We start from the raw sequence: 24,965 nt of genomic DNA, 5'->3' as shown, positions 1-24,965 counted from the left end.
GATTTTTTAACTTTGTATCCATTTTTTTACTTGGTTTAGTCTAATGTCTTTTTCCATACTCTCTGATACATACATTATTTGCACTTTATTGGTTAATTGGTGCCTACAGATCCTCGCCTTCACATTAAATACATCTAATAATAGCTCTTCTGTTAGCGTTTCTTCAGGAGTTCCACACATCTCTAATTTACCGTTTTTCAAAACAATTAGTCGATCACAATAAGAGGCTGCTAGATTTAAATCATGTAGTGCAGCAAGAACAGTGATACTTGAACGCTTTAAGACATCTAGCATGTGAAGCTGGTGGTGAATATCGAGATGATTGGTCGGCTCATCTAATAGAAAGACATTTGGAGTTTGAGCGAAGGCTCTAGCAATTAGTACACGTTGTTTTTCCCCGCCTGATAATGTAACAAAGCCTCGCTTTCCATATCCACCTAATCCCACTTCTAGCAACGACTCCTCGACAAGCTTTAGGTCGTCTTTTGTCTCTTGTTCTAAAAAGCGTTTATGAGGATTCCTCCCCATCAGTACAATATCTTTGACTGAGAAATCAAAAGGAACGGAACTTTCTTGTCCCACTACAGCTAACTGTTTAGCAAAGTTCCGATGTGTATATGATTGAATGTCTTCATCATCTAAGTATACATTTCCAGCGCTCGGCTTTAGCACTCGATACATCGTTTTAAGTAAAGTTGACTTCCCACTTCCATTGGGTCCGATAACCCCAACAAATTCACCTTCTTGAACATAAAAACTTATCTCTTCTACAATTCTTTGGTCATTTATATCGGTTGAGGCTTTATCTACTCGTAACTTCATTTTCCTTCACCTGCCCCAAAAGAATACGAATTCCTTCTAAGTAACCATATAAAAAATGGCCCTCCGCATAATGCTGTAATAATCCCTATCGGTAATTCTTGTGGAGCCACGATTGTTCTAGCAATAAAATCAGCCCATATTAGAAACACGGCCCCGACTAATGCACTAATAGGCAAGACGTAACGGTGATTTGATCCAACCATCAACCTGACCATATGAGGAACCATTAAGCCGATAAACCCAATTGCTCCACTAATGGAGACGATGACTCCAGTCAGTAGCGCCGTCAATACAATAAGTATCTTTTTAAATAAATTACTATTTAGACCTAAAGTAGATGCTGTATCTTCACCCATTAACATGACATTTAACGGTCTTGCTAGGACTAGCAGAACAATCATACCAATCGTTAAACTGATCAACGGAAGAGGTAATTGACTCCATTTAGCTCCAGCAACACTACCCATCATCCAAAACATTGCATCCCGAATACCTGCTTCTCTCGGTGCAGAAATCACAATATAGCTAGTCACGGCTGAGAGCATCATAGAAATCGCAATCCCAGCAAGAAGTAGTCGAACTGTAGAAATTCTTCCTCGCACTTGTGCAAGTACAAATACTAATAAGACAGACACTAACGAGCCAAGAAATGCTGCAGTAGAGAGTGCGTATTGTCCAAATACATTGAATGCACCAAAAATAATGACAAGCGTCGCACCCACAGAAGCTCCTGAAGATACACCTAGAATATATGGGTCTGCTAAGGAATTTCTTACAAGTGCTTGGATCGCTACTCCCACTATGGCTAAACCCGAGCCTACTAACGCTGCTAGGATAACCCTTGGAAATCGCAATTCCCAAATGATCTGTTCTTGAGCTGTTGTCCAATCATTGACAATATACGATTCAAAAAAAGTCCATTTCGAAAAAAATATCTTCCAAACAGTTATTGCAGAGATTGAAATAGGTCCAAACATAACAGAAAGCGTCATAGAGATTAATAGAAAAATAGAAAGTATAGCTGCAATTACTTTTGGACTAAATTTTTCAGTAGTGTTTTCTTGAACATTTGACTTGTGCTTATGTTTGCTATTAGTAACACATTCCACATCCTCACTCCTCTCTAAACGAAAGAACTATTTTTGGCAAACATAGATCAATCTTGAGGATTGAGTTTTGTTATACAATGAGCCATCATAATCTCCAAATGTATGATTGATTTGAAACCCACTTTGCTTAATCATATTATCCAATTGTTCTCTTGAGTATAATTTGACTCGTTCCTCATATTGTCTTTTTGAACCTTCTTGATCTTCTATTTTAATTTTTTTAATGACCGTATTATCTTCAATGGTTCGATATTGAAGAATTGATAACTGATCAATTACCTCTTTTGAAAATGGAACTAAGTTTTTCTCAAGAAATGCCGGATTTAAATAATCAAATATAAAATAGCCCTGCGGTACTAAAGCATTATATGCATTTTTTAGTACTTGCTCATTCTCTAAATCATCCTCAAAATAACCAAAACTTGTAAATAAATTAACAACTACATCAAACTGGTTTAGAAATGTAATATGACGCATGTCACTTCTAATATATTGAATATCTTCAGATCCTTGTTGTTTCTTTGCATCTTCTAACAACGTTTCAGATAAATCGACCCCAGTAACATGCAAGCCTTTCTTAAAGAACCAACGACTATGTCTGCCATTTCCGCAACATAAGTCTAATAGATACTGACCCTTTTTATATGGAATAAAAGTCATGAGCTTTTGCAATTCATGTTGTGCTAACTCATCATTTCGATGTTTGTAGACCATAAGGTAATCTTCATTAAAATGTTCCTCGTACCAGTACTCCACCTACATAGCCTCCTTTTAAATAAAACGTAATAATTACGATTTAAAACCTATAACTTTATTTTTCTCCAATAAGGGCACTAAGTAAGTAGGCTGCATTTTCGCAACCTACTTCTTAACTCACGATACATTCCTTAAATTGTTTCTCAAGTGCTAATTTATCTAAATTACGTCCAATAAAGACAAGTTCCGTTTTCTTCGTCTCACCAACTTGCCACTTGCGATCAGGTTTACCAGTAAACAACATGTGCAACCCTTGGAAGACTATACGTTCTTGCATATCTTTCACATGTAGGATGCCTTTATACCGTAAAAGATCTTCTCCTTTTTCTTGGACTAGATAACTTATCCATCTATCTACTTTTTGCATATCCAATGGTCGCTCTTCTTGAAATGAAACTGATGATACACGGTCATCATGGTCATGATGATGATGATCTTCTAAAAAGTGGGGATTTACATATAATTTATGATCGACATTAAAGCTATGAATATCTAAAACATCTTTCAAGTTAATTTCACAGTTCTCTGAATAAAGGCGTTTTGCTGTAGGGTTCATCTGACTAACACGCGCCTCAATCCTCTTTAACTCTTTCTCATTGATTAAGTCTGTCTTGTTAAAGACAATAACATCGGCAAAGGCGATTTGTTCTTGGGCTTCGTCCTTTTTATGCAAGTGCTTAGCGATATGCAAGCTATCGACTACGGTAACAATGCTATCGACCTCAAATACATCTCGCAACACTTCATCAACAAAAAAGGTTTGGGCAACAGGAGCCGGATCGGCAAGTCCGGTAGTTTCAATGATAACTTGGTCAAAATGAACTTGATCTTGCTCCATAGAATAATGCAATGTGCGAAGAATCTTTATTAAATCACCTCGAACGGTGCAGCAAATACAACCGTTATTCATTTCAACAATTTCTTCTTCGGAATCCACTACTAATTGGTTATCAATTCCTACTTCCCCAAATTCATTAACAATGACTGCCACTTTTTTATTATGTTTTTCAGTTAAAATTCGATTAAGTAGTGTTGTTTTTCCAGCTCCTAAATAGCCTGTTAATATCGTTACTGGTATCTTCTTCGCTTTGGCAAATACCATTTCATCACGTTCCTTTCTTAGTACTGCTTTGATACTCTTTTTACTTTTTCACGGTCTTTTGGAATTCCTGGAGAGACACCCTCTTCTCTCTCGAACCCTTCTCCTGTAAATGTATGACTTACCTTACCTGTTAAATCGCGCTGTAAAACAAGTGAATTAACAAATTGATTAGCATCTTCAGGCCTTAAATCCTTATACCAATTACCAGATGGGTAAACAATAGCAACACAGCGATCATTGCATCTTCCAGTACAACGAGTTCGTGTCGTATGAATAGCGTCATCTAGATTCCTTTTTGATATTTCTTTTCGAATCGCTTGAGTTAACTCCTCTGCGCCCCAATTATTACAACTTCCCCCATTACATAACAATAAATGATGCTTCATCTCACTTAAATCCCACGTTGCCATTATAGACCTCCACAAAACGTAATAATTACGATTTAAAACCTATTTATGTCCACTTATTTTTTATCTATACAATGAATTACTAAGTAAATCGTAACGATTACGATTATAGAGGTAAATTAGAAAGACTGTCAATGAAAGATTCTTTAAAAAATGAGATTATGAAGTACATGTGATTTATCATAAATGGCAAAACTTAATTAACAAACTGACTTTCGCGTGACGCTTTTTTAGCCGCTTAGAAATTCCAGTTGCTTTCTTCGTTCACTGCTGTCAAGATTAAATGGAACGTCAATTATCTATTTAAAGATCGCGAAGGTGACATCCATGATAAAAATAATGAACTCGACCATCAGTGATGGGGAATTTAATAGAGGAGTATTCGCTACAGAAGATATTCCAAAAGGAACGATAATTCACGAAGCTCCTGTGATACCGTGCCCTATTATTGAACATATTCTCATAGAGGAAACCACGTTATCGGACTATGTTTATGAATACGGAAAGAACCATACGGCGCTTGTACTAGGCTATGGTAGTTTAATTAACCACTCTTACACCCCGAATACCATCTATGAAATTAACTTCGAGCAGCATACATTTGATTATTATGCTTACCGTGACATAAAAGCCGGCGAAGAGATTTTAATTAATTACAATGGTGAAGTCGATGACGACACACCTTTATGGTTCATGAAGGACAAGGAAGAATAGAACCGAGCATGAAACGAAGATTCTCACTTCGTTTCATGCTTTTTTAAAGTTGAATTCAATATATGTGTCATGAAGTGAACAGAAGACGGACTTTAGTAGGCATGACAAAAGATTGATGGTAGAATAAAAGCTAATTATTTAGCCTCACCATCATTACTTGAGCATATGAATCGAAAGGGGGGAACTGTATGGAGGAAACCTTACTATCCAATATATTATTTTTACTTTTTTTTGCGTTATTCTATTTATTAATTACTGAATACAAACAGACAAACAGCTGGAATCGAGTCATCTTGGTTTTTATCAGTGGGCTCGCGATCATCTTCTGTATGCTCTTTCCTATACCAATAGGGAATGGATTTATCTTTGACTTACGCTACATCCCCTTTATTATAGCGAGCTTATATGGAGGGTTTTTCATTGCCATTCCACTATACATCCTTTTGAATATCGTTCGATTTATCATTGGTGGACCTGGTTGGCTACCATCCTTACTGATATCAAGTTTAGCTCTCGTTACGGTTCCTTTTTTACATACAACGTTTCTTGCACTAGCACCACACAAAAAAGCCTTGCTGGCCTCAGGGGTTGCCTTTATTCATGTGGTTCTCTACATATCGGCCTTAAGTTTCTTTTTCACGTCACTGACGATCGAATTCTTTCAGACAACAGCAATTATCGCTACGATTCAAACCATTGGTACCCTCTTTATTTCGGCCGTCATTATACTCTTGCTTACATTAAGAACGGTGCCGACCAGATGAAAACAAGCCTCATCGAAGGATGAGGCTTGTTAACCGGTCATATTATTCTCCTATATCCACATTATGATGCACTCGTTGGACATCTTCTAACTCTTCTAATGTATCAATGATTTGTTCAAACTGTTCTAGATCTTTTTCACCAAGCTCGACTTCACTTTGTGCGAGCATCGTAATTTCAGCGACTGTGAACTCCTCAATTCCTGCTTGCTTGTAGGCTTCTAGGACGGCGTGGAATTGATCTGGGTCGGCATATGTAATGATAACCTCATCTTCTTCTAAAATATCACGAACATCGACATCCGCTTCCATTAATAATTCTAGTGCTTCATCAGAAGTTTTTCCTTCCACACCAATGACAGCCGTTTCATCAAACATGTAAGCGACTGAACCATTCACACCCATATTTCCTCCGTTTTTCGAAAACGCTGCACGAACTTCAGCCGCTGTTCGATTGACATTGTTTGTGAGGGCATCGACAATGATCATTGATCCGTTTGGTCCGAATCCTTCGTAGCGAAGCTCATCAAAGTTCGCTTCCGCTCCACCTTTTGCTTTTTCAATCGCGCGCTCGATGATGTGCTTTGGAACATTATATGTTTTCGCACGTTCAAGGACGAACTTTAACGCCTGGTTCGATTCTGGATCAGGCTCCCCTTGTTTGGCTACGACGTAAATTTCTGTTCCGAACTTCGCATAAATCCGACTCGTATTTTTATCTTTTGCTGCTTTCTTCTCTTTAATATTATTCCATTTACGACCCATTTTGAACACTCACTTTCGATTATAGGTTTCTGATCCTTTATCTATTATACATCATCAGCTTCTTGACCTTAAAGGTTTTATCCTTGAATGAAAGCACCAAGAAAACACACTCCCTTAAAGTTCAGGGAGTGTGTTGATGTATTCGACTTGTTTTAGACGCGGGTTCGGATTCATTCGTCTGCCTGCTTTTGCTTCGGGTTCATCATCAAGTAAGACATTATCACCTGTGAATCCAATTGACAGCTTCAATAAACTTCCACCAACTCCATACACATCAACAGGTGCATCACTTCGCTCAAATTCACGAATTCGATCAGCTGAGAATCCACCACTCACGACAATTTGTACATGGTGATAGCCTTCTTTGTTCAAAGCATCACGCAAAGCATGGACGAGAGGAATATTAACACCACGAGGGTCAAAGCTTCCAAGGATTTGTTGATTACGTATGAAGTATTGATCAATCATCGTACGTGATGTATCGACTCGAACTCCCTTTAAGGTTTCTCCAAATTCCCTCGCTACGTTTAATGAATCTGTAATGACATCATTGTTGTAGTCAACTAGTGCGATGAGATCGTCATCTGGATAGGTTTCGTAATAAGCTTTGGATGCTTCAACCACATCGCCATTAAATAATTGAATTAATGCATGTGGCATCGTGCCAAGACCTTTCTCTCCCCACCATTCATTCATTGCATGTGTTGCTTGGGCAGACATACCACCGATAAACGCTGCGTAGCCATCACCAGCCTGATTGCTGAAATGATCATCACGATCGCCCATAAAGATAACTCGCTTGTTCTTAGCTGCTGAGACGACACGAAAAACATTCGTTGCGACACTCGTTCTTCTAGCTAAAATTCCATCTATAATGCCTTCAAGGTTCCCGAATTTATGATATGGCCCACGCACGGTTAAGACCGTTTCAAAAGGTTTAATTTTATCCCCATCATGAAGCGCATAAACTTCTAGGTCTTCAGGATCTTCTGCAAATGTATGGATAAGAGCAATTGCTTCATCAATCCCACATAATACAGCTTCTTCCTTTTGAAAAAATTGCATTGTGACGATTTTATCCTTCTTGTACTTCTTGGCGATTTCTTTTGTTTTCAGAAAATAAACCGCTGAGTACCAGCCTTCATGAATGCGTTGATCAAATTTAAATGTGCGGTTTGTTAACCTTTCTAACTCCCCGTTCATCTTCATTTCAATTTCTTTTTTCATCGAACAGCCTCCATCTAATAAAAGGTGAAACCATGTATACCATCTTCAAACATCATTCACCGATTTTTTCACGTATAATAAATATACCATTAATCCTCTTAAAAGTAGAAGCCTGTCGAGTAATGCTTTAGTTTTCAACTTGGTTAAACTAGTCTTTTTTCACTTTAGAATCGTCCAGACACTGATAACTAATACGACAATCAACCCCCATACTAATCCTTGCCAATACGCTTTCCGCTTCTCTTCTTGCATTGGCTGCCTCCTTTAATCCTTCTTTCTAGTAGACCCTTTTCTTTACCCAGGTAATAAGAAGAAGCACCCTACTAGTAAGAAGTAAGATGCGATTTATGTTGCCTTAAGCGTTCGCTACGAGTTCATTTAATTATTCGGCTAATTCCTTCTTTTGTTCGTTTCCTGCTGTAATAAGATCTCAAGTTCTTCTTGATAAAGGAAGCAAAAGTCTTTGAATCGATCATAATTATCAGATAGTGGTTGATCTCGTTGATCCATTAATTGATTGACGGCGTCTAAGAAATATGGAGGTGTCATTTCTTCGCTATTGCGAACACATAAATTAAGCAATTCCTTATCTTTTGCAATTTCTTTACATAACGAACGATCATCTGCTTGTGAATTGGTATGTCCCTCATTCGAATAAAGAATAAACTGTTTTGATGCATAATTAATATCCATACTTACCTCCCACGTTCCGAGCTTTTTAGCTATATTAATCTATACTTAACTATATTCCATACCTACCGTTTAGAATCCTTTATCTTTTGAAAAAACAACAAAACAAAAAAGCAGCTGATTTCTCAGTTGCTCTTCTTCCACGCCTCATATGCAATAATTGTATGACGTAAAACGACAAACAATGCATACCAGCCAATGTATGCTCCCGATATCAAGAATAGCGGTTCTAAGAAAATCCCATGAATGCTCGTCATAAACACTTCATGATCTCGTAAAATCGCATAGATAGCAGTTGCTGATATATATCCGAAGACGATAAGTGACCCAAAAGCGAGACTGTGAAACGTAAGACGACTCACAGACCAAAATCGATCGATGACAACCATAAAAATGGGCACAAGTACAATCCCTGCCCCTATCAACACATTCATCTTTGTTCACCTACTTTACTAGATTACGTCATATCAGCTTAGCCACATTTTTCTAACCTTAGTCAGTTCGTTCTGTTTAACTTGCCAGAACAAGGGTATGGTAAGGGTTGTACACTTAATAATCTACGGAGCAGGTGAAAATTTTGCCTTATTTTCGAATTTTTCTCACAGGCATTGCAAAGTTACTTAGTAAAGTCTTCAGTATGGCTACATTAACGTTTTTTGGCCGAATTCCTTCTCAAGATGATTCTAAAGTTAGTTTTATGGGCCTTATCTCTTTATATTGGATGTATATTCTTGTCACAACGGTCTTTCCAGATCTAGCTGACACCTTTATTCCGCTTATGCCAGATGATGATACAATCGTCCGTATTGCATCGATTATATTAATCATTGTCATCCCATTGATTAATGGGTATATTTCAACGAAGTTGAGGAATAGAGACCCAGATCATTCCAAACTTAAACAAGTGTTTATGGGGTATCCTTACACAATGATCCTCGGTACGATGTCAATGATCTTACTTGTGCTCATCCCAATTATTAAGCTTCCACACATCATTAAAATGCACTCCCAGCAACAATTTGCGGTTATGATCCGTAAAGGAAGATATGATAATGTGTTACAAGAGGTTCAGGACACATTGTCTAGGCACGAGATTGATACAAAAATTCACGACCCTAAAAAAATCGTTTGGGTTAATTTCATGATGCTATCCTATGTACTTGAACACATCTTTAACTTTAAGATCGCGAAGAAGATGAAATATGTGACCGCATCACTTGAAAAAAAGGACGTCTCGATTACCGTACATGCCACTGATATTTCCATCACCGGACCAAAGCAAGAGGTATGTGAAGTGAAGCACATTCTATCAGAGGAAATGAAACCTGTAGATTTTTATTTCTCATGGGATCATGAACTACAGCAGATTGAAGATAACATTCAAGAAATGAGGCACAAGTTAGAAAACAACGAGGATATTGATATGGAAGCACTGGATAAGTTCACACAAAAATTACGTAAAGCATCCCTTGGTAACGAAGATTGGAATGCTATTAGAAGACAAATCTACAAATTAGAACGAGATTACTATAAACAGAAAAACAAGCAGGAATAGCCAATGGCTATTCCTGCTTGTTTTTACTGAGTTCCACGAAGATACTTGTACAATTCATTTTGCTTAGACTCTTTCCCAAAAGCATGAGTCACTTCCCACACTCGTTCAACATCAGTGTCATTTAGGGCAATGTCTAAGTCATGAAAAATACGATGTAAATAACGTAAGGACATTCTGTCACCAGATTCGATTACATACATAAACGCCCTTGCATTCTTCATATCATTCAACGCATTAGAATCAGCTAAGCCCTCATGAGTGAGCCAGTTAATATCCTCGCTTAGTTCGCTCCATTTCGATTCATTCATTAATTCATCTAAATCAATACTTTCCGCTCTTCCCCAGCCTGTTAATTCATTTAAATAGGAGTGAGAATCCGCAATAACTCGTTTCACTTTTTCTTCTTGCCCTTCTTGATATGCGATATTCGTTTCATACTCATCGTATTGTAATGTGATGATAAAATCTAAGGCTTGTTGAGACTCGTTGCCATCTTGTGTAGAATCGTCAACTGATGCTGCCTGAGGTTCCACGTTTTCGTCTATTTCGTCCTCCTCTTCAAGGGTAGAAGCTACTTCTTCTGGCTGCGAGGAGTCGATCGCAATGTAGTAGTACCCAATGGTCCCTACAAGTAGCACACCTACAACAATGGCAATGGTTAATAGATTTCGCGACAATAAAAACCCTCCTTGTCCACCTTTTATATTCCTACTCTCTTCTGTAAAGATTGTTGATTTCCTTTTTTTGCATGCAAACACCTTTTAGATCTTCGTGCATTGCTAATAAAAACACCTTGCTCCATGTTGGGCAAGGTGAATAGATCTTAAAACGCAAGCAATTCTTTGATCTCCTCGACGGATAACGAAGAAATTTGTTGTTCTCCTGGTTGAATGACCGCATCAACAAGGGCTTTTTTCTTCTCGTGTAGGGCTAAGATTTTTTCTTCGATCGTGCCATTAGCGATCAACTTAATCACTTGGACATTTTTCGTTTGACCAAATCGATAAACGCGGTCTGCTGCTTGTTCTTCAATCGCAGGATTCCACCACGTATCATATAAGATAACTGTATCCCCACCTGTTAAATTTAACCCGGTTCCTCCTGCTTTTAACGAGACAAGGAACAAGCTCTTTTCTCCACTGTTAAACTGGTCAGCAAGGCTGAGACGATCTTTCGCTGCCGTTTGACCATCTAGGTAGAAGAAATCCCAGCCACGACTAATAAATTCATCTTTCATAATCGCAAGCATGGAAGTAAATTGCGAGAAGATGACCATTCTTTGGCCTGAACTCAAGCCTTCTTCCACGTACTCTAAGAGCCTCGTCAATTTTCCTGACTCAACGTTTTCATCATCTAGCACGAGCCTTGGATGGCAGCATAGTTGCCTAAGCTTCGTTAATCCTGCTAAAATTTCAATTCGTTTCTTCTGGAATTGATCAGCATGAATCGCTTGATCCACATCTTCTTTTAATTGTTTCACTTGAGCCAAATAGTACTTTTTCTGTTCTGGAAGTAGATCAGTATATTGAACAGACTCCATTTTATCTGGAAGCTCTGTTAATACTTCTTTTTTCATGCGTCGTAACAAAAACGGACGAATTCGTTTAGCGAGCTCTTCATGAGAACGTTCTCTGAATTGTTTCTTCGTTCCAAATAATCCAGGTAAAATCGTTTGTACCATCGAAAACAGTTCATCGAGACGGTTTTCAATCGGTGTACCACTAAGGGCAAAACGACTTTTTGCTTCGACTGTTCGAATGGCTTTCGTCGTTTTCGCTTGTTCATTCTTTATCGCTTGTGCCTCGTCTAGAATCAATGTTTCAAACACCATGCCTTCATACGCTTCATAATCCCGTTGCATGAGAGGATATGAAGTAATCCATACATCGGCTTGACTGGCTTCTATACGTGTCTGGTCACGGTCTGCTCTTGCACCTGCAATGACAGCTACTTCTAAATGTGGCGCAAATCGTTTTAATTCTTTTTCCCAGTTATAAATAACAGAAGCGGGCGCGACGACAAGTGACGTGCCTTTTGTCGTTGATTCATGCTCAGCTTGGAGATGGGTGATTGTTTGTAGTGTTTTCCCGAGCCCCATATCATCAGCCAAAATTCCTCCTAGCCCCGCTTTAGCCAACGTGTGCATCCATTTAAAGCCTACTTCTTGATAATTTCTTAAAGTCGCATCTAACCCACTAGGTATCGTCCAGTCACTGAATTCAGGCGTCTGAACATTCTTCATTAATTGATGCAATTTCTTAGAAAATTTCAACCCTGCTTGACCTTCATCTAGAGCGAAGGCTTTATGAAGGGGGACATTCATTGATTTCTTAAATTCTTTTACTGATGCGCCTAATGATTGAACAACTTTCGACACGGATTGGTACTGGTCTTCTTCAAGTGGAATAAAGGCTCCACTAGATAAGCGGTGGTACTTTTTCTTAGAATAGAGTGCGCGAAGGACGTCGACAATCTCCTTATCAGAGATGCCTTCAATCGAAAAATTAACGTCTAGCCAGTTCGACTCTCCTTCAACATCAACCGAAACAGACGGCGTTGATGCTGGTTGAAATAGTAAACGCTTCGCTTCACTTGTTAAAAAGATATCTGCATAGGGCTTTAAGCTTTGTAGTTCTTCATATAAAAAATCGAGAATTTCATCCATCCGATCCAACACGAGTTTGTCGTCACGAATTTCATAGTCATGCACATACAACGTTTGCAGGATTCGTTGTTCTTTTTCCACATCGCGTACAATAATGAGCTGATCTGGAGCTGATTGATTTTCTGCAAATGGATTTCTCACGATTTGTCCGTATCTAAACGTTACATGAACAGTCAGTTCTTCATTTTCATAATCGATTTTTAGTGATGCTTGAAGTGGTTTACGATCAATCTTTTCTTGAAGCTTGTCCTCAATCGTCACGACACCATATTGCGGCAACACCGGTAACACCTCAGAACAAAACGATTCAAGTTGCTCCATCGGGATAAAATCCATCGGCTCATCTTTTTCATATTGACTACCGATAATATCTAATGTCTTCGCTTGTTCATCAGTTAATTTATAAATCGTATCTTCTTTAATGACGCAACGGAGATCGTCATCGGCAAGTATCACTCCAGGCGTTAAATCACTATGAAGCAGAACCATGTCACGCTCTTGTACAATCGCAAATTGAAACAACTCGGTTCCTTTTTCAAATGGCTCAACGACTAAATCTTTTTTCTGCAGATGAGAACTACCTGTTATTAATTTTGTATCTTGAGTAGCTAAAAGGTCAATCAATTGATGCAGGTAAACATTCGGGACGGTTAAATGACGCTTTGTTTTTTTATGGCCGTATGTATGTCTTGTATTCAACTCTTCCACAGCAAGAAGTTTATAAATTATATCAAAGATCGCCTCATCATTTTTTTCAAACTGATGATGATCTGGGTGATAAGAGAAATTATTCGTAAACACAAACGACTGACTCTCTTTTATCGCTTGTAAGAAAGCATACATGTCCTTGACCACATATAAACGATTCTCGCCCACTCGCATACTGAGTAAAAACTTATGTACATAGTGGCTAAATGACCACGAACCTAATTCAATACTTAATTCAAACTCAACATTTAGTAGACTCTTTTTTTGCAACACTGGCTGCTTCCAACGCTGAATCGATTTCATTTGAGTCAATAGCGTACTCTCACTCATTCTTTCAACTACATTTGGTCTCAGTTCAATGTGGCGACTTTCCATTTCAAGCAGGGTAGCAATGACATGCTTACAAGCTCCAGGATACTCAAAAGAGGCTCGACAATCACATCCGTATTCTATTTCTCCTGCATCAGTTACGTAGACTTCGACATCGTATAATTCACCGCCTAGTACATCTGCATAATAGCTCTCTATTAACGTGTCATACTGTATATCTTTAACAGCACCTCTAAGATAGTAATCCATGCCACGTTGATACACAGCGTAGCTTGAAGCTAATTGTCTAATGCTAAAGTCGGAAAGTAAATTCAACCTTGCTCCCTCCCTATCACCTTATGTATCTAAATTATCTTTATAGTTTAGCATATCCAACTTTTAATTACCGCATAACAAATAAGGCTGCGTATCAAAATCCCGCAGCCTTACAACCTTACCTATGATGAGGAAGAAAATGCACACGTCTGATAATTCTCTTTAAGCTTTTCGTTGTTTAAGTTCTGCCAAAATAATTGGGTACTGACGATCGAGCTTATACATCCACATTAATAATACTTGTAGTAAACATAAAGCAAGTGGCAAGTAGATATTGAGCGTAATAATCATCGTTATCGCCAACTCCGTTTGTACAGCGGCCGCGCCGACATATCCTCCAAAGCCAAGTAGCCATCCAATCAAGGCGCCACCAATTCCCGTTCCAACTTTCATGCCAAAGCTCGCTGCACTATTTATTAATCCTTCTGTTCTGAAGCCGTTCTTCCATTCTCCATATTCATTGGTGTCGTTAATCATCGCATAAAGGAGCGTCAAGACTGGGATTAGACTAAATCCTTGAATCATCGTGCCGGTTAAGAAGATTGTAGTATTGCTTGGGTCAATCAACTTCACAATCGGACCAATGACAGCGATTAGCGATACGGTAAGTGCAATGTTTCGTTTACCAAATCTCTTGATCAATTTAGCAATAAAGAAAAAACAGATGATACTTGGAATAAAAAGAGCCAAGCTAATTAACGAAAATAACCCTCCACTACCTAACACATAGATTGCATAAAAAAGACCGGCTCCTGTTAATAATGCATTCACTGTGTACGTAACCACACAATACGTGGTGATGATAAGCCAGTATTTATTTGTCAGCAAGGCCTTTAGCCCAAGTTTCAACGGAATATCATCTTTTTTGGATTCGCTTTGTGACTGAACGCGCTCTTTCGTCGAACGAAAAGCAATCATACTAGTAGCCACAATAATCACCCCACTAAAGACCGCAACGACCAACCAGCCGAGCCTTCCACCAATAGCAGAAGCGATGGGTTGTGCTAAGATCATCACAAGAAGGGTACTAGACATGGTGAATACACCCGTATACACATTGATCATCGAACGACCTTGTTGATCTTGTGTCATCAAACCAAGTAACGTTTTATAAGGAATTGAGATCCCCGTGTACACTAAAATCAATAAGATGTACGTGGCATAAGCGTAAACAATCTTCCCAGTTGTACCAATATCTGGCACAGAGAATAAGAGGACCGTTGAAATTGCTAGAGGAACCGACATCCAAATGATCCACGGTCGAGCCTTGCCATGCTTAGACTTTGTCCTGTCGACAATCGTCCCCATACTAATATCAGTAATTCCATCAAACAATCTTGCCACAAGCATTAATGTTCCAACAACAGTAGCAGAAATCCCTACAATATCTGTATAATAAAAAGTTAAAAAAGAACCGACTAACGTCCAAACTAAAATAATACCGAAGAAACCAAGACCATAATTCATCATTTCTTTATTACCTGGTTTTTCCACCTCTTCAATCACTTTATAGTGCTTCGCCTCTAACATCTCATATCCCCCTCTTATATAAGCTTGCAAATATCCTTTTTAATATGCGTAAATACTAACCACTCAGTATGTAAGTATTATATACATAAAATTCAGATAATTAAAGAGGGAACTAAAATTTATTTCCAAACAGAAAATGACTCCTTTACGATTGCGAAGGAGTCATTCAGAATGAAATAAGATAGTATTAGATCAGTGACATAATTAAACTTACAACAACAATTGCACCAATAATCATTAAGATCGTTCTTAACATGTTTACCATCCTCTCTTTTACTATGTCCTTACAGGTAACTTCCCTCAAAATTAATAATATAAACAGGAAATAATTGGTTTTTTCCAAAAAAATTAAAGAGGCTGAGACAGAAGTGATTTAACTAACGAGAATCCAAACAATTAATAAGCGGTGAAATCTAGCCGTTCCTGAAATATACTCCGCTAAATTTGCACATTATTTGGATTCTAAGTTAATCACTTCTTTTATGTCTCAGCCCCTACTGTTTAGCGATAGGGATTGCTTGATAATTGTTCTTTCGTGACTGGCATCCATCCCTGTCCGTCTACCCAATCAATCTGAATGCGGTAAGGGTTGCTTTGTTGATCTGGGGCACTGACAGTTCCAATAGCTGACGTTGAACCGTTGTTTTCAATACGCCATAAGATCATGTCATCACCAAGTCCTGCTGCATAGCGAAGGGCACGCTCCATTTCATTCCAGTTCGTGCCACCACGAGTAAAGTCATGTGAGAATTCACCAGATTGATTTGTTCCTACTGGCTCCCACTCTCCGTCTGGAACCGTCTCTAACTCGTCATCTTCTGTGCCTTCTTCATCTTCTGTTAAAGCTTCATCTTCCGTTCCCTCTTCATCGGATTCTGCTGGCTCTGAGTCACCGATTGGATCCGGCACTGTTGACTCTTCTGAATCCGTCTCTACACTCTCTTCCGTTTCTTCACCTATGTCTAGAGCGACATCTTCTGAATCGTTTGAGCCTAAGAAGATTAGCGCGCTAAAGATGATAATCAAGACAATTACTAATCCAATTGCTACATTTACAATTGTATCTGTGCGTTTTTTCTTTCGATAATCAAACCGTGTTCCAGCCATCTGACCCACTCCTTACACTTTATCTATGAATAGTATTATACAAAAACTATAATAAAAAGGCGACTGTTGATTAATACTAATGATGGTCTAATACTTTCCAATTGTCTGAAGAAAGATCAATAATCAGTGCATCTTCGACATTCGGTGTATCCACATAGTTCCATTCGGTTTGCAACAATAATTGATAATGCTCCACCGTCTCCCCGTTCACTAATGCCTGATATTCTTCCCAGGTCATTCTCATGTCTTTAAACACTCGAATTTGATAACCGGCCCCTTTTACTGAAGTAGTTGTAGGGGGATACGTATATGTGTGCTGGCCTAGGTCATCTTCCGTTTGAAAGGCTACTCGTAATTGATGAAGTTGATGAATCGGTACATTTCGCGGAATATATACGGTTGTGACAAGTGTCGCATCAACTTCAATCCCTTTTCGCTCAACAATGAGATCAGCTTGCACTCCTTCATTTATGCTAACAGATTTCAGATCAACTTCGGGACTATACCGTAATTCTACATACTTTTCTACCACTACTCCACTAGTAGCTATAAGTAAGAGGAACAAACCTATAAAGAATATAACTGGCTTCTTATCCAGTTGATTTCTTCTCTTTAAACCGATCATATATATTGTTAAATAGGAACCAATCAATACTAAAACCAATGCACACAAGAAAAAATAGCTAATATATGTTATAAAATGAATCATAAAACGATCATTTCCTATAAAACTAACTCCAAAGAAAAAATAAATAAATAGTCCTATCCAGAATAGTTTCATGCATCGACTAGCAACACGTTCACTATAGCCAAATGACATGAGCGTATAGAATACAACCACAAATAAAAGCAAGGACGTTGTGATGAATAAGCCTTCTGTTAAACGCACATAAGAAACAGGCAAGCCATTCAACCAAACAAAGAAATAAAACAATGTGACAAAACTAACGGTCAAAGTACCATGAATGATAAAAATTGCTCCATACCTTGAAAAAATGATCTTCCTAGCACTAACTGGCGACTCCATCAGACGTTCAATGAATCCCGAATAAGATTCTCGTTTATATAACTGGGTGATCACTCCGTATGAAATAATAAATAATGTAAACCACTTGATTGCGTCGATTTGTTCTAATTCGTATATGGAGGCTCCCCTCACTAAGAAATAAATGACTACTTGAGAGAGAATACACACGATTAATACTGATAACCATAGCGTCTTCGTGGCTAGCAGATCACGTTTGATTAATGTCTTCATCTATCCCTCCCCCTTCTACTACATAATACAAGATCTCATCAAGGGTTGGTCTTCTAAACAAAGCTCCTTCGATGTTATCTTGTTCGTGACTCATCACTACTCCTGTGTATCCAGTCGCTGACTTCACATACCCAATTACATCTGCATGGTTGAATATCGTTGTTGGAGGCGCTTGAAAGTATTTAAAATCTTCCTTTAACTGTTCTTTTTCTCCATGTAAATAGATCTCGCCATCTTTTAAAAACACGAGATAGTCTGCAATGTCTTCTAAATCTGCTGAAATATGAGATGACATACATACCGTTCTCTCATCATTCAACATAAACTCCTGACACTCTTTTAATAATTGCAGCCTAGCAACAGGATCAAGTCCTGATGTTGGTTCATCAAGAAGCAGCACATCAGGCTGGGAGCACAAGGCATAAATCATATTTAACTTCATCGCCATTCCTTTTGAGAGTTGTTCGATCCTTGTGTCCTCATTTATGCTCCATTTCTTTAATAAACTCGTCTGTTTCATCTCATCCCACTCAGGATATAGCGACGCTACGAGTTCTAATGCGTCTCTCACTTTAAAATCTGCATACATCTGTTCTTTCTCTGAGACATACATGACATTTTTTACTAATTCGTGATAAGTTACGTAATCACTCTTCGGAAAATGAGCTGAGATTTCTTTAAACAATGTCGTTTTGCCAGCTCCATTTTTCCCGATAAATCCAGTGATATAGCCTTTAGGAATCGAAATATTAAGAGGTCCTAATGTAAAGTCTGTATAGTTCTTAGTAAGTTGATTTGTTTGTAATGCTACATCGCTCATCGCATATTCCCCTTTTTAAATTGATGATAGATTTGCTTTAGATCGTCAGCTGACAACCCCTTATCTATACCTTCTTTCCATATGTCTTCTAGCTGTGCGACTATGTGCGCTTTTACCATTTCTTTTCTATCACCTTCACCACTTTCTTTCACAAAGGAACCTATTCCTTTTCGTGTGTAAATAAAGCCTTCTTGTTCAAGCTCGGTGTACGCCCGTTTGATTGTAATGACACTCGTTCGGGCGTCCATCGCTAATTTACGGATTGAGGGTAGCTCTTTATTTGTTATTAGTTCTCCAGATACAATCTGTTCGATGATTTGCCGTTTCACTTGTTGATAAAGGGGATCGTCGTGATCTGAATCCAAATGTATCCACAATGCCTTCACCCACTCTGTATATACTGTTTATACACAGTATACCATAATAATTGGGAAAGATAGACAAAATAAAAAATCGCCCTACATTGTAGGACGATTCTCAGAATTATATTAGTTAATACCTGTAATCTTAAGTTTCATTTCACCCGATGGTGTGTTTACTGTTACTTGATCATTAATTGAACGACCGAGCAGGCTTTGAGCCATTGGTGAGTCGTTTGAGATCTTGCCTTCAGCAGGATCAGATTCTGCACTACCAACAATTGTGTATTCTTCTTCATCTCCATCAGGAAGCTCGATGAATTTTACGCGTTTCCCTAAAGAAACAATGTTAGAAGAACTTACTTCCTCTTCAATCATGACTGCGCTACGAATCATTTTCTCTAGTTGTGCAATACGTCCTTCAACGAAAGCTTGCTCTTCTTTTGCCGAATCGTACTCAGAGTTCTCTGAAAGATCTCCGAAGCTACGTGCGATTTTTATACGCTCAACGACCTCTTTACGTCGCTCGGTTTTTAGGAATTCTAATTCATCCTCTAGTTTACGTTTACCATCTTCAGTCATATAATGCTTTTTTTCTTCTGCCATTGACTTTCACTCCTCGTCTATCTCCAGTATCTGTTGTATATAGTATTCCCATCAAAGTAAAGAAATTCTATACGTATGTAGAAAAAGAAGCAAGGTTCTATGACCTCGCTTTCCTTATGCTATTACAAAATGACTTTTTCTTCAATAATTGCGCGTATTTTTGTCACCATTAGATCAATTGCGACACGATTCTGCCCACCTTCAGGGACAATAACATCTGCATAACGCTTCGTCGGTTCGATAAATTGAAGGTGCATTGGACGAACAACTGTCGTGTATTGATCAATAACTGATTCAATCGAACGACCACGCTCTTGAATGTCACGAACTAAGCGACGAATGATGCGAAGGTCAGCGTCGGTATCGACAAATAGCTTAATGTCCATCATATCACGAAGACGCTTATCTTCTAAAATGAGAATGCCTTCGACAATGATGACATCTTTAGGGTCAATCTCGATCACGTCAGATGCGCGTGTATGCTGCTTGTAGTCATAGATCGGCTTATTGATGCCTTCCCCACGAGAAAGCATTTGTAAGTGCTCTAATAACAGATCATTGTCAAAAGCAAAGGGATGATCGTAATTTGTTTGAAGACGATCTTCATACGCTAAGTGACTTTGATCTTTGTAATACGCATCTTGTTCAATAAGAACAATTGATTGCTCATTAAACTGTTGGAAAATTTCTTTTGCGACAGTGGTTTTACCAGAACCCGTTCCACCCGCCACACCTATTATGATCGGTTTTTTTAGCATTATCTTACCTCTTTACGCATCATATTCTGTCGATAAACGGGCTTGTCTACTTTGATTCGAACAATCTCTAATGGATGTCTCGCTGCATCAAGCTCTTCTCCGTCTTCATTCCATATTTTATCTACTTTTTGGACAAAGTTATCAATCTCTGGACCAAAAAATTCAATCTCATCACCAGGCTTGAAATGGTTTCGCTGTTGCAAAGTTACGATGCTTGTATCTGCATCATAATCAAGCACAAGACCTGCAAAGTCAAACTTTGTAAGCTTGCCGTGTCTTCCGTACATTTGCTCTTTAAACGTTGGTTCGCCTTCAAAAAACTGTGGAGCGAAATCGCGGTTCGCGCATTTCTCCAGTTCATCTAACCATGCTTTATCGATCACAAAGTTCTCAGGGTCCGCACAATACGCATCAATCACTTTACGATACACACTTGTAACCGTTGCTACATAGTGAATCGACTTCATACGTCCTTCTACTTTTAAGCTATCAATTCCTGCCTCAATAAGCTTAGGAATCGCCTGAACAAGATTTAAATCTTTCGGGCTCATCGTGTACGCTGCATCATCAGGATTAAATAGTGCCTTCTCGCCACTTTCATTTGTTTCATATAAATCATAGTCCCAGCGACAAGACTGACAACAGCCACCACGGTTGGAGTCACGTGCTGTCATGTGGTTACTTAACACACAACGACCTGAGTAAGAAATACACATCGCGCCATGTACGAATGTTTCAATCTCGATATCTACATTCTTCTTCATCTCAAGCATCTCTTCAAGACTAACTTCACGTGCTAAAACGACACGATGTAGCCCTTCTTCTTTCCAATACTTCACAGAAAGCCAGTTGGATAAAGATTGTTGCGTACTTAAATGAACCTCAACTTTCGGTGCCACTCGTTTGCACGTTTCAATGATTAACGGATCGGCAACGATAATCCCTGTCACGCCGACATCTTGAAGATCACGTAAGTATTCATCTAGTCCATCCATGTTCTCGTTGTGAGCATAGATGTTTGTTGTTACATACACCTTCGCACCGTACTTACTAGCAAATTGAACCCCTTCACGCATTTCATCAATCGAGAAGTTATCTGCACTCGAACGTAAGCCAAATTCACGACCACCAATATAGACAGCATCTGCCCCGTAATGAACAGCGATTTTAAGTTTATCTAAACTACCAGCAGGAGAAAGAAGTTCAGGCTTCTTTACAATAATACGCTTGCCTTCTTTCGTCCGTTCTGCAATGTTTTGCATCTATTTTCCCCTCCTTAATAAACCGTCTCTTTAAAGAAGAACCCTGTATCAAGCTTGCGATCTTCAGGTTGTACGGCTTCCACTTGTTCAAGTAACTCGTCTTTCTTCTCTTCATATGTCTCACGTTCATCCACACATAAGTCAATCGCTTCACGGTAAAGTTTCACGACTTTCTCCATATAATCCGTTGATTTTAAGATGCCTTCAATCTTAAAGCTATCAACACCTGCATCAATCATTTCTTCTAATTCGTCAATGATCGCAATGTCATTCGGGCTCATAATATGAGTTCCATTTTCATCTTCGAAAATAGGGTATTTTGCATTACGTTCCTCATCAAATAACAACATGTTGCGAGATTGATCTGTACGCTCTACAGCTAAGTTTTTCCCTTGGAACTTCATATAGTTTCCGATAAGCGTGCGCTTAGATTGGAACATACACGTCATCCCATGTACTTGAACTTCAATCTCAACTTCTGCTTCTTCTTTGATTTCAACAATGGAATCCATATTAAGCTCACGAGCCAAGACGGCACGCTTTGCTCCTTTACGGCCCCAATAATTAGCTGTAAACCAGTTCGTTGCTGTTGTTTCTGTATTCCAATGTAGCTTCATATCTGGTGCTACTTCTCGCACTGTCATTAGAACCGCTGGGTCACCAAAGACAATCGCATCCACACCTGTATCACGTAAGAAAGCAATATAGTCCGCTAACTCTCCCACTCTGTCATTATGAAAGAGTGCATTCATTGCGACATACACTTTTTTCCCTACTTTATGAGCAAGCTCTGTTGCTGCTTGAATATCTTCTCTTGTAAATTCACCTGGTAAACGTAGTCCGTAACGTTGTTCACCAATGATTAATGCATCTGCTCCTGCATGTAGTAATCGCTCTACTGCTTGTATATCTTTAGGTGTAACAAGCAATTCAGGCTTTTTACTCATGTCCTCACCGTCCCTAACTTCACTATTTCTTTATACTAATCGCAAGTCCATCTCCGACTGGTAAGATCCGGGTCTCATAGTCTGGATGCGACATTAACCATTCATTGTATATTCGTAGCTTCTTCACTATCGATCGTAATCGCTTTTCCTCTATTACATCTTCGGCTACTAAACCTCTAAATAAAACATTGTCAGAAAAAACAACTCCGCCTGGTTTTACCATTTTTCCGTACAAGTCGAAAAAACGTTGATATTGCCCTTTGGCGGCATCAATAAATAATACATCAAATAGGTCCTCAGATTCAAGTGTTTCGGCTAAATCAAGCGCATCACCAAATCGTACCTGTATTCGGTCTGCAAGCTCATTTTTACGTATATTTTCCAAAGCTTCCATATACCGAGGTTCATCGCGTTCAATCGTTACAACCCCAGCATCTGGTAGGGCATCGGCCATTCGAATCGATGAATAACCAATCGCTGCTCCAATTTCTAAGATGCGTTTAGGTTGAATTAACTTAAGCTGCTGCAACAAACTCTCCATCCCGACTAAATCCATAATCGGCACTTGATGTTCTTTGGCGTATTGTTCCATCTCCTCGATTCTCGGGTCGCGCTTTGGAACGAGTGATTTTAAATACGTTTCTACTTCAGATGAAATCATTCTTTACACCTCACAATCATTTACGCACAAAGAGAGGGAGTGTGAACAATCCACATCCCCTCTCTCTTGTCTACTCTGTCTCGGTTTCTTCTTGTTGCTCTTTGGCTGCATTTACCCATTCTTGACGGTATTGCTGATGTGTCCTGTCATGCTCAGCATACGTCTCATTGTAAATAACTTCCCCGCTATAACGAGCATAGAAAAATAAGTAATCTGTATTTTCAGGTTCAAATGCCGCTTGGATTGCATCTTGCCCTGGATTGGCAATCGGTCCAATCGGAATTCCTCTGTAACGATACGTGTTATATGGTGAATCAATCTCTAAATTCTTATAAGTCGTCATATATAAATGCTCACCAATCGCATAAGCAACCGTCGGATCGACTTGTAGGGGCATGTCCTGCTCAAGACGATTATACAGTACACCTGAGATTTTGTAACGATCTTCTGATGTTTGTGCTTCTCTTTCAATGATCGAAGCGAGTGTTAAAATTTCATGAGCCGTATACTCACTATCTTCTAATTGAGAGGCAAATTGATCAAACGTCTCTTGTGTTCGGTCGAGCATTGCCTCAATAATCGTTTCAATCGAAGGCTCTGCCTCGATAAAGTCATACCTTGCAGGGAATAAGTACCCCTCAAGAGCGTAACGAATGTCTTCATCTAGTACATCCTCTGTCAACATGCTATATTGCTCGATAAGGCTCTCAATATACTCCTCATCTGTTAATACATCCACGACGTCGTCTGCCTCATGAACTGTGGCATTTCCTATCATGGTTGCGATATCAACGAGCCAGCGCCCTTCTGGGATCGTAAAGATCAATTCAGGCTCTTCCATCACTCGGCCTTCCTTTAACTCCTCAATCATCTCATCCATCGTCATTGACGTGGATAAAGCATACTCTCCAGCTTGGAAACCAGATTCATTCTTATAACGAACATAGTATCTAAAGATGGTTCCATTATGAATGAGTCCCTCGTCTTCAAGAATTTGCCCAATTTGATTTGATGAGGAACCGATTGGCACTGTCACCTCTACTACTTCTCCCTCACCAGAATCCACTGGTCCTAATACACTTTTAAAATAAAAATAACCACTTATAATGGCGATAATCCCCATTACAGCAAGTCCAATTATACTATAGAGAACAATTTTTCGAACCACTTTTGCCTCTGAAACTCGTTGTTCATACAGGTCATTTCGTGGTTTTTCGTTGGAATCAGACATCATTCTCCCCCTTCCACCGTCTCATTATACTATAAAACAAACACTTGTCAGCAAACAAATTACTTTGATAATAAAATAATTCTCTCCCATTCGTTTTTTCGTTGAATGTAGTTTGCCCCATCAACGGTATTTTTACAGGAAAGAACCCTTTCGCCATTATAGGCAAAAGGGTTCTTTATTCTAGATTACTCTTCTTCATCTTCTTCTTCTTCTTCAGAAGTGAATGTGTTCAGCATTTCTTCGATCATTTCCCACTCTTCGTCTGTTTCAACTGGGAATAGACCGATATCATTCTCTTCATCATCGCGATCTTCATAACGGAATGCGAAAACTTCTTCGCCTTCTTCGTCATCATCGTCGTCTTCACTGTCGCCAACTGGTGTAACTAAGATATAATTCTTACCAGTCTCATCAACCGTGAATTTAAATAACTCATCAAATAAATGTTCTGTTCCGTGCTCATCTGGGATTACAATACGATCTTTTTCTTGTGACATAAT

General features: G+C 38.9%; 26 protein-coding genes. 3 read left to right on the top strand and 23 right to left on the bottom strand.

Annotation, left to right across the window (positions count from 1 at the left end):
• Window positions 1–6: 6 nt before the first annotated feature.
• The 5 genes from CDZ88_RS02445 to CDZ88_RS02425 form a co-directional block, all read right to left on the bottom strand.
• Window positions 7–822 carry an ABC transporter ATP-binding protein gene (locus CDZ88_RS02445; protein WP_100372032.1) on the bottom strand — a complete coding sequence of 272 codons (816 nt, stop codon included), beginning with the start codon at window positions 820–822 and terminating at the stop codon, window positions 7–9.
• Entirely contained in the window at window positions 819–1,814 is a 996-nt protein-coding gene (locus CDZ88_RS02440) for a FecCD family ABC transporter permease (protein ID WP_100374569.1), read from the bottom strand. The genes CDZ88_RS02445 and CDZ88_RS02440 overlap by 4 nt, the downstream gene beginning before the upstream one ends.
• A 144-nt stretch (window positions 1,815–1,958) precedes the next feature.
• Window positions 1,959–2,687 carry a class I SAM-dependent methyltransferase gene (locus CDZ88_RS02435; protein WP_100372031.1) on the bottom strand — a complete coding sequence of 243 codons (729 nt, stop codon included), beginning with the start codon at window positions 2,685–2,687 and terminating at the stop codon, window positions 1,959–1,961.
• Window positions 2,688–2,799: 112 nt separating this feature from the next.
• The gene (locus CDZ88_RS02430) at window positions 2,800–3,789 is read right to left on the bottom strand and encodes a CobW family GTP-binding protein (protein WP_100372030.1); all 990 of its coding nucleotides are present in this window, start codon (window positions 3,787–3,789) and stop codon (window positions 2,800–2,802) included.
• A gap of 17 nt (window positions 3,790–3,806) precedes the next feature.
• A complete protein-coding gene (locus CDZ88_RS02425) occupies window positions 3,807–4,199 on the bottom strand; it encodes a (2Fe-2S) ferredoxin domain-containing protein (RefSeq protein ID WP_100372029.1) in 393 nt (130 codons plus the stop codon).
• A gap of 324 nt (window positions 4,200–4,523) precedes the next feature.
• Here CDZ88_RS02425 and CDZ88_RS02420 point away from each other — a divergent pair, with 324 nt between their 5' ends.
• Both CDZ88_RS02420 and CDZ88_RS02415 read left to right on the top strand, forming a co-directional pair.
• On the top strand, window positions 4,524–4,910 hold the full coding sequence (locus CDZ88_RS02420) for an SET domain-containing protein (protein ID WP_100372028.1): 387 nt from the start codon (window positions 4,524–4,526) through the stop codon (window positions 4,908–4,910).
• Between the two features lie 188 nt (window positions 4,911–5,098).
• Window positions 5,099–5,674 carry a LytS/YhcK type 5TM receptor domain-containing protein gene (locus CDZ88_RS02415; protein WP_100372027.1) on the top strand — a complete coding sequence of 192 codons (576 nt, stop codon included), beginning with the start codon at window positions 5,099–5,101 and terminating at the stop codon, window positions 5,672–5,674.
• Window positions 5,675–5,716: 42 nt separating this feature from the next.
• On the opposite strand, the gene CDZ88_RS02410 is transcribed toward CDZ88_RS02415, so the two are convergent.
• From CDZ88_RS02410 to CDZ88_RS02395, 4 genes are all read right to left on the bottom strand, one after another.
• Entirely contained in the window at window positions 5,717–6,436 is a 720-nt protein-coding gene (locus CDZ88_RS02410) for a YebC/PmpR family DNA-binding transcriptional regulator (RefSeq protein ID WP_100372026.1), read from the bottom strand.
• A 114-nt stretch (window positions 6,437–6,550) separates the two neighbouring features.
• Entirely contained in the window at window positions 6,551–7,663 is a 1,113-nt protein-coding gene (locus CDZ88_RS02405) for a nicotinate phosphoribosyltransferase (protein ID WP_100372025.1), read from the bottom strand.
• 390 nt (window positions 7,664–8,053) lie between these two features.
• The gene (locus CDZ88_RS02400; RefSeq protein WP_100372024.1) at window positions 8,054–8,356 is read right to left on the bottom strand and encodes a hypothetical protein; all 303 of its coding nucleotides are present in this window, start codon (window positions 8,354–8,356) and stop codon (window positions 8,054–8,056) included.
• A 122-nt stretch (window positions 8,357–8,478) separates the two neighbouring features.
• Window positions 8,479–8,787 carry a transposase gene (locus tag CDZ88_RS02395; protein ID WP_100372023.1) on the bottom strand — a complete coding sequence of 103 codons (309 nt, stop codon included), beginning with the start codon at window positions 8,785–8,787 and terminating at the stop codon, window positions 8,479–8,481.
• Between the two features lie 143 nt (window positions 8,788–8,930).
• Between CDZ88_RS02395 and CDZ88_RS02390 the strand changes: the two genes are divergently transcribed.
• Window positions 8,931–9,908: a hypothetical protein gene (locus tag CDZ88_RS02390; RefSeq protein ID WP_100372022.1), complete on the top strand. Its 978-nt coding sequence runs from the start codon at window positions 8,931–8,933 to the stop codon at window positions 9,906–9,908.
• Window positions 9,909–9,931: 23 nt separating this feature from the next.
• On the opposite strand, the gene CDZ88_RS02385 is transcribed toward CDZ88_RS02390, so the two are convergent.
• The 14 genes from CDZ88_RS02385 to CDZ88_RS02320 all read right to left on the bottom strand — a co-directional run bounded on the left by CDZ88_RS02385 (window position 9,932) and on the right by CDZ88_RS02320 (window position 24,962).
• A complete protein-coding gene (locus CDZ88_RS02385) occupies window positions 9,932–10,585 on the bottom strand; it encodes a hypothetical protein (RefSeq protein WP_100372021.1) in 654 nt (217 codons plus the stop codon).
• A gap of 146 nt (window positions 10,586–10,731) precedes the next feature.
• On the bottom strand, window positions 10,732–13,926 hold the full coding sequence (locus tag CDZ88_RS02380) for a DEAD/DEAH box helicase (RefSeq protein ID WP_100372020.1): 3,195 nt from the start codon (window positions 13,924–13,926) through the stop codon (window positions 10,732–10,734).
• A 162-nt stretch (window positions 13,927–14,088) separates the two neighbouring features.
• Window positions 14,089–15,456: an MFS transporter gene (locus tag CDZ88_RS02375; protein ID WP_100372019.1), complete on the bottom strand. Its 1,368-nt coding sequence runs from the start codon at window positions 15,454–15,456 to the stop codon at window positions 14,089–14,091.
• A 501-nt stretch (window positions 15,457–15,957) separates the two neighbouring features.
• Window positions 15,958–16,563: a YrrS family protein gene (locus CDZ88_RS02370; protein ID WP_100372018.1), complete on the bottom strand. Its 606-nt coding sequence runs from the start codon at window positions 16,561–16,563 to the stop codon at window positions 15,958–15,960.
• Between the two features lie 76 nt (window positions 16,564–16,639).
• Window positions 16,640–17,821 carry an ABC-2 transporter permease gene (locus CDZ88_RS02365; protein WP_100372017.1) on the bottom strand — a complete coding sequence of 394 codons (1,182 nt, stop codon included), beginning with the start codon at window positions 17,819–17,821 and terminating at the stop codon, window positions 16,640–16,642.
• On the bottom strand, window positions 17,799–18,641 hold the full coding sequence (locus tag CDZ88_RS02360; RefSeq protein ID WP_100372016.1) for an ATP-binding cassette domain-containing protein: 843 nt from the start codon (window positions 18,639–18,641) through the stop codon (window positions 17,799–17,801). Before CDZ88_RS02360 ends, CDZ88_RS02365 begins: the two co-directional genes overlap by 23 nt.
• Complete coding sequence (locus CDZ88_RS02355; protein WP_157796438.1) at window positions 18,638–19,018, bottom strand: GntR family transcriptional regulator; 381 nt, start codon at window positions 19,016–19,018, stop codon at window positions 18,638–18,640. Before CDZ88_RS02355 ends, CDZ88_RS02360 begins: the two co-directional genes overlap by 4 nt.
• Window positions 19,019–19,129: 111 nt before the next feature.
• Window positions 19,130–19,606 (bottom strand): transcription elongation factor GreA, encoded by a 477-nt coding sequence (gene greA, locus CDZ88_RS02350; RefSeq protein ID WP_100372014.1) that lies wholly within the window; start codon window positions 19,604–19,606, stop codon window positions 19,130–19,132.
• 122 nt (window positions 19,607–19,728) lie between these two features.
• Window positions 19,729–20,364: a uridine kinase gene (gene udk, locus CDZ88_RS02345; RefSeq protein WP_100372013.1), complete on the bottom strand. Its 636-nt coding sequence runs from the start codon at window positions 20,362–20,364 to the stop codon at window positions 19,729–19,731.
• The gene (locus tag CDZ88_RS02340; protein ID WP_100372012.1) at window positions 20,364–21,626 is read right to left on the bottom strand and encodes a peptidase U32 family protein; all 1,263 of its coding nucleotides are present in this window, start codon (window positions 21,624–21,626) and stop codon (window positions 20,364–20,366) included. Before CDZ88_RS02340 ends, udk begins: the two co-directional genes overlap by 1 nt.
• 14 nt (window positions 21,627–21,640) lie before the next feature.
• Complete coding sequence (locus CDZ88_RS02335) at window positions 21,641–22,573, bottom strand: peptidase U32 family protein (protein ID WP_100372011.1); 933 nt, start codon at window positions 22,571–22,573, stop codon at window positions 21,641–21,643.
• A 22-nt stretch (window positions 22,574–22,595) separates the two neighbouring features.
• Window positions 22,596–23,234 carry an O-methyltransferase gene (locus CDZ88_RS02330; protein ID WP_100372010.1) on the bottom strand — a complete coding sequence of 213 codons (639 nt, stop codon included), beginning with the start codon at window positions 23,232–23,234 and terminating at the stop codon, window positions 22,596–22,598.
• Between the two features lie 70 nt (window positions 23,235–23,304).
• On the bottom strand, window positions 23,305–24,465 hold the full coding sequence (mltG, locus tag CDZ88_RS02325; RefSeq protein WP_100372009.1) for an endolytic transglycosylase MltG: 1,161 nt from the start codon (window positions 24,463–24,465) through the stop codon (window positions 23,305–23,307).
• A gap of 185 nt (window positions 24,466–24,650) precedes the next feature.
• Window positions 24,651–24,962, bottom strand: a complete 312-nt coding sequence (locus CDZ88_RS02320; RefSeq protein ID WP_100372008.1) for a DUF1292 domain-containing protein — start codon at window positions 24,960–24,962, stop codon at window positions 24,651–24,653.
• Window positions 24,963–24,965: the final 3 nt, after the last annotated feature.

The sequence above is a fragment of the Bacillus sp. FJAT-45037 genome (genome assembly GCF_002797325.1).
Lineage (GTDB): Bacteria > Bacillota > Bacilli > Bacillales > Bacillaceae_D > Alkalihalophilus.
Note: the sequence above shows the minus strand (reverse complement) of the source record. Positions and strands in the feature narration are given on the sequence as shown.